Annotated in this window: 12 protein-coding genes; 8 read left to right on the top strand and 4 right to left on the bottom strand. The window is 74.9% G+C overall.

What is annotated here, in order from left to right; translation table 11 throughout:
• The 3 genes from AWW66_RS28735 to AWW66_RS28725 form a co-directional block, all read left to right on the top strand.
• Positions 1 to 773 (top strand): mannitol dehydrogenase family protein (locus AWW66_RS28735; RefSeq protein WP_169807190.1); only part of this gene is annotated, 773 nt, incomplete at its 5' end.
• Positions 770 to 1,987 carry a Gfo/Idh/MocA family protein gene (locus AWW66_RS28730; protein ID WP_067372851.1) on the top strand — a complete coding sequence of 406 codons (1,218 nt, stop codon included), beginning with the start codon at positions 770 to 772 and terminating at the stop codon, positions 1,985 to 1,987. The genes AWW66_RS28735 and AWW66_RS28730, both read left to right, overlap by 4 nt.
• 238 nt (positions 1,988 to 2,225) lie before the next feature.
• Entirely contained in the window at positions 2,226 to 3,611 is a 1,386-nt protein-coding gene (locus AWW66_RS28725; RefSeq protein WP_067372848.1) for a pectate lyase family protein, read from the top strand.
• Positions 3,612 to 3,893: 282 nt separating this feature from the next.
• On the opposite strand, the gene AWW66_RS33130 is transcribed toward AWW66_RS28725, so the two are convergent.
• Both AWW66_RS33130 and AWW66_RS28715 read right to left on the bottom strand, forming a co-directional pair.
• On the bottom strand, positions 3,894 to 4,481 hold the full coding sequence (locus AWW66_RS33130) for an STAS domain-containing protein (protein ID WP_083979111.1): 588 nt from the start codon (positions 4,479 to 4,481) through the stop codon (positions 3,894 to 3,896).
• A gap of 118 nt (positions 4,482 to 4,599) precedes the next feature.
• On the bottom strand, positions 4,600 to 5,007 hold the full coding sequence (locus AWW66_RS28715) for an STAS domain-containing protein (RefSeq protein ID WP_067372845.1): 408 nt from the start codon (positions 5,005 to 5,007) through the stop codon (positions 4,600 to 4,602).
• A gap of 161 nt (positions 5,008 to 5,168) precedes the next feature.
• Between AWW66_RS28715 and AWW66_RS28710 the strand changes: the two genes are divergently transcribed.
• The 4 genes from AWW66_RS28710 to AWW66_RS35725 all read left to right on the top strand — a co-directional run bounded on the left by AWW66_RS28710 (position 5,169) and on the right by AWW66_RS35725 (position 8,871).
• Positions 5,169 to 5,849, top strand: a complete 681-nt coding sequence (locus AWW66_RS28710) for a response regulator transcription factor (RefSeq protein ID WP_067372842.1) — start codon at positions 5,169 to 5,171, stop codon at positions 5,847 to 5,849.
• An 83-nt stretch (positions 5,850 to 5,932) separates the two neighbouring features.
• The gene (locus AWW66_RS28705) at positions 5,933 to 7,261 is read left to right on the top strand and encodes a sensor histidine kinase (RefSeq protein ID WP_067372857.1); all 1,329 of its coding nucleotides are present in this window, start codon (positions 5,933 to 5,935) and stop codon (positions 7,259 to 7,261) included.
• Positions 7,258 to 7,854 carry a GerMN domain-containing protein gene (locus AWW66_RS28700; RefSeq protein ID WP_083979106.1) on the top strand — a complete coding sequence of 199 codons (597 nt, stop codon included), beginning with the start codon at positions 7,258 to 7,260 and terminating at the stop codon, positions 7,852 to 7,854. The genes AWW66_RS28705 and AWW66_RS28700 overlap by 4 nt, the downstream gene beginning before the upstream one ends.
• A gap of 102 nt (positions 7,855 to 7,956) precedes the next feature.
• Complete coding sequence (locus AWW66_RS35725; protein WP_245648524.1) at positions 7,957 to 8,871, top strand: phosphohydrolase; 915 nt, start codon at positions 7,957 to 7,959, stop codon at positions 8,869 to 8,871.
• A 30-nt stretch (positions 8,872 to 8,901) separates the two neighbouring features.
• Here AWW66_RS35725 and AWW66_RS28685 read toward each other — a convergent pair whose 3' ends face one another.
• Positions 8,902 to 10,527 (bottom strand): ABC transporter permease, encoded by a 1,626-nt coding sequence (locus tag AWW66_RS28685; protein WP_067372839.1) that lies wholly within the window; start codon positions 10,525 to 10,527, stop codon positions 8,902 to 8,904.
• Positions 10,524 to 11,492 carry an ABC transporter ATP-binding protein gene (locus AWW66_RS28680; RefSeq protein WP_083979104.1) on the bottom strand — a complete coding sequence of 323 codons (969 nt, stop codon included), beginning with the start codon at positions 11,490 to 11,492 and terminating at the stop codon, positions 10,524 to 10,526. The genes AWW66_RS28685 and AWW66_RS28680 overlap by 4 nt, the downstream gene beginning before the upstream one ends.
• A gap of 109 nt (positions 11,493 to 11,601) precedes the next feature.
• Here AWW66_RS28680 and AWW66_RS34045 point away from each other — a divergent pair.
• Positions 11,602 to 12,169 (top strand): TetR/AcrR family transcriptional regulator (locus tag AWW66_RS34045; RefSeq protein WP_067372836.1); only part of this gene is annotated, 568 nt, incomplete at its 3' end.

Genomic DNA, 12,169 nt, shown 5'->3' with positions numbered 1-12,169 from the left:
CCCCGGACACCCTGGCGGCGGCGCGGCGGGCGCTCGGCGTGAGCGACCTGGCCGCGGTGGACGCCGAGCCGTACCGGCAGTGGGTGGTCGAGGACGACTTCCCCGCCGGCCGGCCGGCCTGGGAACGGGCCGGGGCGGTGCTCACCACCGACGCCGGGGCGTGGGAACGGCTGAAGCTGCGCACCCTCAACGGGGTGCACTCGGCCACCGCGTACCTCGGCGCGCTGGCCGGGTACGAGACCATCGCCGACGCGCTGGCCATGCCGCACCTGACCACGGTGCTGCGCCGGCTGATCGCCGAGGAGATCGCGGTCAGCTTCACCCCCCCCGAGGGGGTCGCGGTCACCGGGTACGGCGACGAGGTGCTGTCCCGCTTCGCCAACCCGGCGATCCGGCACCGCACCCTCCAGGTGGCGATGGACGGCTCGCAGAAGCTGCCCCAGCGGATCCTGCACACCGTCGCCGACCTGCGCGCCGCCGGCCGGTCCGCCCGCTGGGCGGCGCTGGTGGTGGCGGCGTGGCTGCGCTTCGCCGCCGGGCAGGCCGACGACGGCACCGCGCTGCCGCTGGACGACCCGCTGGCCGGGCGGATCCGGGCCGCGTTGGGCAGCGGCGGCGGCAACCCGGCGGCCACCGTGGACGCGGTGCTCGCCCTCGACGAGGTCTTCCCCGCCGAGGTGGCCGCCGACGACGAGTTCCGGGCCGACGTCACGGCGTGGCTGACCGCGCTGGGCCGCCACGGCGTCGCGGCGACCCTGGCGGGCGCGGCGTGACCGGCGTCGCCGGCGGCCCGTCCGGGGTCGGGGCGCCCCGGGTCGCGCTGATCGGGGCGAACGGGCACGGGCGGTGGCACCGGCGGGTCATCGCCGGCCTGCACGCCGCCGGCCGGGTCCGGCTGGTCGCCCTGGTCGACCTGCACCCGGTCGAGGACGAACCGGAGGCGCCGGTACCGGCCGACGCGCTGGTCGGCACCGACCACCGGGCGATGCTGGCGCGGGCCCGGCCGGACGTGGTGGTGCTCTGCACCCCGCCGCACACCCACCTGCCGATCGCGCTGGACGTGCTGGCCGCCGGGGCGGACCTGCTGATGGAGAAGCCGCCGGTGCTCTCCATGGCGGAGCACGACACCCTGGCCGGGGCGCTGGCCGCCACCGGACGGGCCTGCCAGGTCGGGTTCCAGGCGCTCGGCTCGGCCGCGCTGGCCGAGCTGGCCCAGGCGGTGGCGGCCGGCCGGCTCGGCACGGTGACCGGGATCGCCACGGTGGCCTCCTGGCAGCGCTCCGACGGCTACTACGCCCGGTCCCCGTGGGCCGGGCGGCGCAGCCTGGACGGGCGGCCGGTGCTCGACGGGGCGCTGGCCAACCCGCTCGCGCACGCGGTGATGCAGTCCCTGGCGGTCGCCGAGGTGGCCGCCGGGGCCCCGGTCGCCCCGGCCCGCATCGAGCTGGAGCGGTACCGGGTCCGCCCGATCGAGGTGGACGACACCGCCGCGCTGCGGGTGGTGCCGACCGCCGGGCCGCCGATCGTGGTGGCGGTGACGCTGGCCGGGGAGGACTTCGTCCCGGGCGAGGTGATCGTCACCGGCACCGCCGGGCGGGCGGTGCTGGAGTACCCGACCGACCGGCTGCTGCTGCCCGGCGACGCCGAGCCGCGTACCGTCGCGGGCCGGCGCGGCCTGCTGGAGAACCTGCTCGACCACCGGGCCGACCCGCGCGTACCGCTGATCGCCCCGCTGGCCCGGACCGCGCCGTTCACGGCGGTGCTGGAGGTGGTCGCCGGTGCCCCCGAGCCGACCCGGATCGACCCGGAGCTGCTGGTCGGCACCGGCGAGGGGGCCGACCGGGTGCTCACCATCCGGGGGGTCAACGCGGCGCTGCGGGCCTGTGCCGAGGGTGGGCGGCTGCTGTCGGAGCTGGTGGTGCCGTGGGCGGTCGCGCCGCACGTGGTGGACCTCGACGCGCGGAGGGAGGCCGCCCGCCACGGCTGACCCACCGGAGGCGGAGAACGCGCTGCACACGACGGGAGTACCGACCCACCGACAGATGCGACCCGATGCCCGCGTTCTACACCGTCAGCAATCGGGCAGATAACCCCTGTCCGCTTTTACTGCAAAATACCTGCACATCGCATGCATTGACTCTCTTAATCCGCCTTACTTACCGTCGAGGGTCATCGGGGCCCGCGCCACCGCCCCGACATCTGACCGACATGTTCGGAGAGTGCCCATGCGTCGAACCATCACCAGCGCGGCCCTGGTCGCGACCCTGCTTCTGATCGGCCCCGTCCCCGCCGTCGCCTCCCCCGCCCCGGCCGCCGACCCCGCCCGGGGCGCGGTCGCCCCGGCCGAACGGAAACTTCCCCTCACCGCCCGGCTGATCGGCCGTCAGGCCCTGCCCGCCAACGACGGCTGGGCCGCGGCCGGGCCGGGCACCACCGGCGGCTCGACCGCCGCCGACGACCAGGTCCACGTGGTCCGTACCCGGGCCGAACTGGTCCAGGCCCTCGGCGGCGACAACGCCACCAACCGGACCAACGACACCCCGAAGCTGATTTACGTCGACGGCACCATCGACGGCTTCGAGGGCGCCGACGGCAGCCTGCTGAGCTGCGTCGACCTCGCCGACCCGGGGTACACCCTGGAGGCGTACCTGGCCGCGTACGACCCGGCGGTGTGGGGGCGGGTGGCGCCCAGCGGGCCGGTGGAGGCCGCCCGGGTCCGGTCGGTGACCAACCAGACCCGGCACACCCAGATCAACGTGGGCCCGAACACCACCATCGTCGGGCTGCGCGGGGCGACCCTCACCGGTCTCACCCTGATGATCGACACCGCGGACAACGTGATCGTCCGCAACATCACCTTCGACGACGCCCGGGACTGCTTCCCGGCCTGGGCCCCCACCGACGGTGAGGCCGGGAACTGGAACTCCCAGTACGACCAGGTCTCGGTGCGGCGCAGCGAGAACGTCTGGGTCGACCACAACACCTTCACCGACGGCGACAACCCGGACAGCGCCCAGCCGGTCCACTTCGGCCGCCCGTACCAGGTGCACGACGGGTCGCTGGACATCACCCACACCGCCAGCCTGGTCACCGCCTCGTTCAACCGGTTCGTCGGGCGGGACAAGCTGATGCTGATCGGCTCCTCGAACACCGTCGGCCCGGACGTCGGCCGGCTGAACGTGACCCTGCACCACAACGTCTTCGACGGTGTGCTCCAGCGGCTGCCCCGGGTCCGCTTCGGCCAGGTCGACATCTACAACAACTACTACCGGCTCTCCGGCGAGGGCTTCGAGTACGCCATCGGGGTCGGCGTCCAGTCGGCGGTGTACGCGCAGAACAACTACTTCACCCTCGGCTCCGGCATCACCGCCGCCGACCTGCTCTACGACTGGAGCGGCACCGCCATCACCACCCGGGGCAACTGGGTGCACGAGGCCGGCCGGCTCCCGCGCGGGGTCGACCTGGTGGCCGCGTACAACGCCGAGCACGACCCGGACCTGAGCCCGGACGCCGGCTGGACCCCGACCCTGCGCACCGGCCCGGTGCTGCCGGCGCCCCTGGTGCCGCTGACCGTGCAGGCGCTCGCCGGCGCCAACCGACTCCCCCTCTGACCGACCCTGACCGACCGACTGCCGCGAAGGAAGGGCCCCTTCTTAACACCCGCCCGGTGAGAGGGGTACCCCTCTCTACCGTATGCGTTAACAGGGGGCCCCTCCTTACAACCGCCAACCGGCGTACCGGGGCGACCGCCCAGGGTCGGCCCGGTACGCCGGTGGCGGCGGCCCGGCCGCCACCCGCGGTCCGGGTGGGCTGGTGCGAGCCCGGGGCCGGGGCGGGTGGCGGCGGGCCGCCGGGCCGGGTGCGGGACGGTGCGATCCCGCGCCCGGATGGGGTCAGTCGGCGCGCGCGGCGGCCAGGCAGGTCAACGCCTGGTGCCGCTCGTCGAAGGTGAGGAAGACGCCGGCCAGCCGCATGGTGTGCAGCACGGTCAGCACGAACCGGGACGGCGACACCAGACAGAGCGTCAGGCCGCGCTGCCGGGCGTCGTTGTGCGCCCGGACGAGGATGCCGAGCCCGGTCGAGTCGATCAGCTCGACCTGGGACAGGTCGAGCACGACCGGCCGGCCGACGGCGACCGCCTCGGCCAGCGCCGCCCGCAGCGGCTCGGCCACGGCCAGGTCGATGTCGCCGCTGGGCCGGACCACCACCGCGTCCGGCAGCGGGTCGATCGCCACGTGCCAGGCCGTGGACTCGACCGGCCCGGCGGACGGTACGACCGGCACGTCGATCGGGCCGGTGGGGCAGCGCGGACACCGGTGCGGTCCGGTGGCGAACGCCGACCCGCTCCAGGCGTACTCGGCGATCACCGGCCAGACCACGTCCGGTTCTCGCAACTGGCTGGTGACCTCGGTGCGGATCTCCCCGCACCCGTCGCAGATGAGCTGCACGGTACCCGGACGCAGACCGGGAACGACAGTCATGTGGCACCTCCCGTGAGGCGTGACGTCCACCGGCCCGGGTGGACGATGGGCGCCCGGTGGGGACGGCCCGAACCGGAACCGTCCCCACCGGGCTCGGCTCGCGCACCGCCGCGCGCGGTCAACCGTGGCTCTCCGCCCGCGACCCGACCACGGTGCCGGGGTCCGCGACGCCGCGCGCGCCGCCCGGCACCGGCTGTGCCGGTACGACGTACAGGACCTGGTCGACGCGGGCGACCTGGAACAGCCGGCGCAACCGTGGCGAGGGGGACCGCAGGATCAGCCGGCCGCCGAACGACCACATCCGCCGGTGCGCGTCGAGCAGCAGGGCGATGCCGGCCGCGTCGACGTGTCCGCACCCGGCCAGGTCGATGACCAGCCGCGCCGGACGCAGCCCGAGCACCTGGTCCAGCACCGCGCCGAGTTCGGCCACGGCGACCCGGTCCAGCGGCTCGGTGAGCGCCACCTCCACCAGCTCGGTCGCGGGCGGCTGCGCCGGAGGACCGCCGGCCTCGTACCTGCCGGACATCGCACCTCCCACGCTCGGCTCCGCCCGTCGGCTCCGCCGAGCTTGCGGCAGGCATGTGGCGGCGGTCACGCGGAAATATGACGGTTCCATGACAACACTCCCACCGGTCGAACCGGGGGGTGGATTTGGCCCGGCCCGCCACGCCCCGGATGATGGCCTGCATGACCGGAGTGCTGGTGATCGAGGACGATGACCGGATCCGCCTGTCGCTGGTGCTCGCCCTGGAGGACGAGGGGTACGAGGCGCGGGGCGTCGCCACGGCCGAGGAGGGGCTGGTCGAGCAGCGCAGCAGACCGGCGGAGACGGTCCTGGTCGACCTGATGCTGCCCGGGGTGGACGGGTTCGAGTGCATCCGCCGGCTGCGCCGCCACGACGGGGTGCCGATCGTCGTGGTCAGCGCCCGCGACGACACCCACGACATCGTCGCCGCGCTGGAGGCCGGCGCGGACGACTACCTGGTCAAGCCGGTCGCGATCAAGGAACTGTCGGCCCGGCTGCGGGCCCTGCGCCGTCGGGCCCGGGCGGCCGAGCCGACCACCGACATGCCGACGCTGGTCTTCGGCGACCTGGAGATCGTCCCCGACGCCGGCGAGGTACGGCTGCGCGGGACGCCGGTCGCGGTCACCCGGACCGAGTTCCGGCTGCTCTGCGAGCTGGCCCAGCACCCGGGCCGGATCCTGTCCCGCCAGCAGTTGCTGCAACGGGTCTGGGACCACACGGTCGGCGACGAGCGGCTGGTCGACGTGCACGTGGGCCGGCTGCGGCAGAAGATCGAGCCGGACACGGCGAAGCCACGGCACCTGCTCACCGTCCGCGGCCTCGGCTACAAACTGCAACGATGAGTCGGATCGCGACGGTACGCCGGGCGGCGGCGGTGTGCCGGACCGCTCTGCGGCCCCGGGTGACCGCCGGGCTGCGGACCCGGGTGACGGCCGGCTTCACCGCCGGCGCGCTGGCCCTGTCCACCTCCATCGCGCTGGTCAGCTACCAGGTGGCCCGCAGTTCGCTGCTGGCCGAGCGGGAACGCACCGCCGTCCGGGCGGCGTACCTGGACGCGACCGTGGTGCAGTCGGGGCTGGCCGCGGACCGCCCGGACATCCTGGAGATCCTGCGGTCACTGGACACCGGTGGGAACCGGCGGGCGGTGCTGCACCGCGACGGCGAGTGGTACGCCCGCAACCTCGACGCGGGCGTCACCTCCGCCATCCCGCCCGCGTTGCAGCAGCTCGCGCACGCCGGTGAGCCGGTGGTGCAGCGGGTCCGCGCCGGTGGGCAGCCGGCCCTGGTGATCGGGGTGCCGCTGGCTCCCGGTACCACCTTCTACGAGGTGGACTCGCTGATCGAGCTGCAGAACACGCTGCGGGTGCTGGCCATCGTGCTGACCCTGGTGGCGTTGAGCACCGCCGTGGCCGCCGCCGCGCTGGGCCGGCACGCCACCGGGTACGTGCTGCGCCCGCTGGGCCGGGTCACCGACGCGGCGCAGGAGATCACCGACGGCAACCTCACCGCCCGGCTCGACCCGGCCGCCGAGCCGGACCTGGCCCGGCTCACCACCTCGTTCAACGGCATGGTCGACCAGCTCTCCGCCCGGATGCAGCGGGACCGCCGGTTCGCCGCCGACGTCAGTCACGAGCTGCGCTCGCCGCTGCAGACCCTGGAGGCGGCGGCCAGTGTGCTGGCCCGTCGCCGGGACCGGCTCGACGAGCGCAGCGCCACCGCCGTGGACCTGGTCAACGCCGAGGTCGCCCGGTTCCAGGCGCTGGTCAACGACCTGATCGAGCTGGCCCGCAGCGACCAGCCGGCCGACCGGTCCCCGGTCGACGTGCCGGACCTCGCCCGGCAGGTGTGCCGGACCCACGGGGTGTCTCCGGAGCTGGTCACGGTCGAGGAGGGCACCGAGCGGACCTGGCTGGTCGACCGGCGCCGGGTCACCCAGCTGCTGTCCAACCTGATCGAGAACGCCCAGCGGCACGGCGGCGGACCGAGCGCGGTCCGGGTCGGCACCGACCCGGACGGGTACCTGCTGACCGTCGAGGACGAGGGTCCGGGCATCCGCCCCGAGGACCGCGAGGTGATCTTCGACCGGTTCGTCCGGGGGCGGGCCGCGCACGTGCGGGGCGCGGGCGACGGCACCGGGCTGGGCCTCGCCCTGGTGGCGCAGCACGCGGCGGCGCACGGTGGGCGGGCCGGCGTGACCGACCGGCCCGGTGGCGGCGCGCGGTTCCACGTCCACCTGCCCCGGCGGGACACATGACCGGCACCGGGACACCTCGGCCCGGTCGCCGGCCGCGCCGGCCCGGCCACCGCTGGGCCGCCCTGGCCGCCGCCCTGGCCCTGCTGGCCGGATGCGGGGTCTCGGCCGAGGACCGGCCCCGGGTCATCGAGCCGCCCGGCGGGCCGCACCCGATGGCGACCACCCCGCCGGCCGAGCCCACCGGTCAGTTGACCGAGACGCTCTGCTTCGTCCGCGACGAGCGGCTGGTCCGGGTGGACCGGCGGGTGCCGAGCCCGTCGACCCCGGACACCCAGATCCGGTACCTGGTCGAGGGGCCCACCGCCGGGGACCGGGACGCCGGCCTGGCCACCGCGCTGACCGGCGCGAGCCGGATCACCGGCGTCCGGATCACCGGGCGGGAGGCGCTCGTCGACGTCGCCGACGGGTTGGCCGGCACCGGCCGGACCGACGAGATGCTGGCCTTCGGCCAGGTGGTCTGCACGCTGACCGCCCGGCCGGACGTGGACCTGGTGTCGTTCCTGCACGACAGCCGCCGGCTCGGGGTGCCCAGGGCCGACGGCTCGCTCTCCACCGGACCGCTGACGGTCTCCGACTATCCGGTCGCCCGCTGAACGGCCCCGCCGCCACCCACCGGCCGGCGACGAATCCGGGGCGGGGGTCGGGTCGGCGACCGGGGTCACCCGGGCCGGACGAAGATCCGCTATAAGTGACAGATGGACTTCCCGCCGTACCTGGCCTCCATGCCGATGCACGCGATCACCGAGATCCACGGCGAGCCCGGCCTGCTGGCCCGGTTCCGGCTGGAGATCGCCGCGTTCGACCCGGCCGCCCGGCGCCGCCTCACCGAGGCGCTGGACCTCGCCGCCGACCTGCACCGGGAGGACCGGCGGGTCCGCGAGCCGTACCTGAACCACCTGCTGCGGGTCGCCATCCGGATGATGCACCACTACCAGGTACGCGACGTGGACGTGATCGTCGCCGGCCTGCTGCACGACGCGGTGGAGGACCACCCGGCCGAACTCGCCGCCACCGATCCGACAGCGACGGGTCCGGGAGCGGCAACCGACCCGGCGGCGGCCCCGGCCCACCCGGCGACGGCGACCGACCCGGCGACGACGACCGGATCGGGGGCGGGCGAGCGGGCGGTGGGCGACGCCGGTTCCGGTGCGGGGGCCGACGCCGACAGCGGGTCGGCGCTCGTCGCCGACCCGCTGGCCCGGGCGGAGACGCAGGCCCGGACGGCGGCGCTCGCGGTGCTGGACCGCCGCTTCGGCCCCCGGGTGGCCCGGCTGGTGGCCGCGGTCACCAACCCGCTGTACGACCCGGACCGCGACCGCGCCGTCCAGTACCGCGAGCACGTCGCCACCAGCCTGGACGCCGAGCCGTGGGCCCGGGTGATCAAGGTTTCCGACTTCACCGACAACGGGGTGGGGGTGATCCACGCGGTGGGGCCCCGGGTGGCCTACTGGGCGGCGAAGTACCGCCCGCTGGTGCCGGTGCTCCGGGACCTCGTCGCGCGGGTGGACACTCCGTTGTCGCCGCCGGTGAAGCAGCACATCTTCGACCAGCTCGACCTGGCCGAGGAACGGTTCAGCGCGATCCTGGACCAGCCCGTCCACCCGCGCTGACCCCCCGCACCGGCGTCGGCCGCGCCGCCCTCAGGTGGTGAGGTCGCGCCGCCGGTAGCCGGCCAGGCCGGCGGTGACCAGCACCGCCGCGACCGTGGTGAGCACGACCAGCGGCAGCGCGGTCACGTCGGTCGCCGGGACCGCCGGCACGTGCGTGAACGGCGACAGGTCCAGCACCCGCTGGGGCAGGTCCAGCACCGTCCCGAGCTGTCCCAGCAGGAGGAACAACAGCAGGGCCGCCCAGGACAGCGGGACCGCCGCCCGGGGCAGCAGCCCGATCAGCAGCACCACGACCCCGGCCAGGACCAGCAGGGCGGGCAGCCGCACCAGGGCCGCGCCGGCCAGCGCGAGCATCCGGCCCACCGGGTCGCCGGTGGCCAGGCCCTCGCCGAGCCCGGTGCTGATCCCGCCGACCAGGACCAGCCCGGTCGCGCCGAGCACGGTGGTGAGCAGGTGGCCGCCCAGCCAGGTGATCCGGTTGACCGAGGTGGCCAGGACCGCCTCCAGGATGCCGTCGGTCTCCTCGGTGCGGGCCCGCAGCAGCGCCTGCACCACGTACGCGCCGACGGTCAGCGCGAAGATCGCCAGCATCGCCGACAGGTACGCGTCGACCAGGACGTCACCGCCGCCGAACTGGTTGATCATCTCGGCCGCCGCCGCGTTCTCCGCGATCAGGTCGTCGAACTCGTCCACCGCCACGCCCATCGCGAAGCCGACCAGCCCGATGCCGACCACCCAGCCGAGCAGGGTGCCGCGGTGCAGGTGCCAGGCCAGGCCGACCGGACTGAGCATCCGCGTCGCCGCGACGGCCGGGCCCCGGCGCTCGGCGAGCAGCCCGGCCCCGAGGTCCCGCCGGTCGGTGAGCCGGTACGCGACCGCGACCGCGACCGCCAGCAGCCCGGCGGGCAGCAGCAGCACCCACCACCGCTCGTCGCCGAAGGGGCGCAGTTGACCGCTCCACCCCATCGGGGACAGCCAGGACGGCCAGGCGCTGGTGAACCCGATCCCGTCGGGGTTGGCGTCGCCGAGCACGTCCCCGAGCGCCCGCAGCGCGAAGGCCGCCCCGAGGGCCGCCGCGGCGAGCGCGTTCGCGCCCCGGGAGGTGCCGGCGAGCTGGGCGGTGACCGCCGCGACGGCGGTGAAGGAGACACCGATCGCGCCGATGGCCGCCGCCGCGGCGACCGAGCCGGTGACCGGCAGGCCCGCCGCGACCAGCGCCACCGCCAGCCCCACGGCGGCGAGCAGGTTCGCCCCGACGACGACCAGCAGCGCGGCGGTGAGCAGCGCGTGCCGGCCCAGGACGGAGGAGCCGAGCAGCTCGGCGCGGCCGGTCTCCTCGTTCTGCCGGGTGTGCCGGACCACGGCGAAGGTGCTCAGCAGCGCGGTGAGCACCGCCAGGGTGAGGAACGACTCGGTGGCGACCACCGCGCCGAGGCTGGTGCCGTGGATCGGCCCGTTGAAGACCCGGGCCACCAGGCTGCTGGTGGCGGTGGTGGCGTACCCGATCCGCTCCTGGTCGCCGCCGTAGATGTCGGCCATGCTGACGGCCAGCGAGGCGGCCAGCAGCGGAAGGCCGAGCAGCCAGAGGCCGAGCATGACCCGGTCCCGGCGCAGCACCAGCCGGGTCAGGCTGCCGGTGCCGGTGAGGGCGCTCACCGGTCACCCCGCCGGTCCGCCGTGGCCCCGGCCGGCCCGGCGGGGGCCACAGCGCCGACCGGCGTGGAGGTCGCGGCCGGGTCGGGCCCGGGGCCGTAGTGGCGCAGGAACAGCTCCTCCAGGGTGGGCGGGGTGCTGGTGAGCGCCCGTACCCCGAAGGAGAGCAGGTGGGACAGGAGCGCGGCGAGGTGCTGCGGCTCCACCTCCAGGTGGGCGTGGTGGTCACCGACCTCGACCGGGTTCACCCCCGGCAGCCGGTCCAGCCCGGTCAACGGGCGCTCCGTCTCGACGGTCACCGAGGTCCGGGTGAGGTGCCGCAGCTCGGTGAGGGTGCCGGACTCGACGGTGCGCCCCTCCCGGATGATGCTGACCCGGTCGCAGAGCGCCTCCACCTCGGCCAGCACGTGGCTGGAGAGCAGCACGGTGCCGCCGGCCCGGCTGAACCGGCGCACCTCGTCCTGGAACACCGACTCCATCAGCGGGTCGAGCCCGGAGGTCGGCTCGTCGAGCACGAGCAGTTCCACGTCGGCGGCGAGCGCCGCGACGATCGCCACCTTCTGCCGGTTCCCCTTGGAGTACGCCCGGCACTTCTTGGTCGGATCCAGCTCGAAGCGGCGCAGCAGCGCGTCGCGGCGGTTGCGGTCCAGCCCGCCGCGCAGCGCGCCGAACAGGTCGATGGCCTCGCCGCCGGAGAGGTTCGGCCACAGGTTCACGTCCCCGGGGACGTACGCCAGCCGGCGGTGCAGGGACACCGCGTCCCGCCACGGGTCGGCGTCGAACAGGCGTACCGTCCCGGAGTCGTGGCGCAGCAGGCCAAGCAGGATCCGGATGGTGGTCGACTTGCCGGCGCCGTTCGGGCCGAGGAAGCCGTGCACCTCCCCCGCCTCGACCCGCAGGTCGAGCCCGTCCAGGGCCCGGGTGCCACCGAATGTCTTCACCAGCTCGCTGACCGAGATCACGCCCATCGGAACTCCCCCGTCGGCACGGACCAGACACCCGTCACTGTACTGACCGTCGGTCAGTGGACTCAAGCACCCCCCTGTTCTCGGTCAGGAACCGGACTACGCTGGCGGGGTGGACCTCGCCCAGCCCGACGACACCCGCACCCGGATCCTGCGGGCGGCGCGGGAACTCTTCGCCGAACAGGGGTACCAGCGCACCTCGCTGCGGCAGATCGCCGAACGGCTACGGCTGACCAAGGCCGCGATCCTGTACCACTTCCCGACCAAGGAACACCTGGTGGTCGACCTGGTCGAGCCCCTGCTGGTCGACCTGGAGACCCTGTTGGACGCCGCCGGGGGACGTGCGCCGGAGCAGGCCCGGTGGACCCTGGTCGAGGGGTGGATCGACACCATGCTGCGGCACCGCCGGTCGCTCGGCATGCTCTTCCACGACATCAACATGCTCAGCCACGGCCCCACCTTCCACCGGCTGATGCGGATCGCGATGCGCGCCAACGAACTCGTCGCCGGCCCGAACGCCAGCCGGCGCGACCAGGTCCGGGCGGTGCAGACGATCGCCATGTGCAGCGACCCGGTCGTCTTCTTCACCGACGTGCCGGACGAGGTGCTGCGGGCCGACATGCTCGACGGCCCGCGCCGGCTCTTCGCCGCCCCCACCGGCGGGACCGCACCGGACCCGG

Origin of the sequence: Micromonospora rosaria (assembly GCF_001567585.1) — a bacterium.
GTDB classification, from domain to species: Bacteria; Actinomycetota; Actinomycetes; order Mycobacteriales; family Micromonosporaceae; genus Micromonospora; species Micromonospora rosaria.
This window is presented reverse-complemented; position numbering and strand designations above follow the sequence as displayed.